The sequence below is a fragment of the Lysinibacillus sp. RU7 genome (genome assembly GCF_057837305.1).
In genome coordinates this window covers 1-254 of the sequence record NZ_JBYQFK010000200.1, presented here as the reverse complement: position 1 = coordinate 254, position 254 = coordinate 1, and the positions used below count along the sequence as shown (strand labels likewise).

General features: G+C 39.4%; 1 protein-coding gene. It reads left to right on the top strand.

The window, feature by feature from the left end; genetic code table 11:
* On the top strand, positions 1-254 hold a 254-nt coding region (locus AC3II9_RS22090), incomplete at both ends, for a hypothetical protein (protein WP_489158873.1).

The window sequence follows — 254 nt, the reverse complement described above, 5'->3', positions numbered from 1 at the left end:
CACAAACCCTACGTCAGTTTTTTATTCGCAAATTTAAAGATGCAAATTCAAGCCAGAATGCATTAAAAGCCAGTGTGTTACTGAGTTTAGTTTCACTGCCGTTATTTGCCTTGATGTTTGTATTGCCTGAATCTTTATATTTATGGGTTTTTGGCAGTGAATGGGTGGGGATCTCGACCTATTTCCAAATTCTAGCTATGGGCTATTGGGCGATTTTCTGTAATCCACCAAGCTCAGCTTTTCTGATTGCTCAG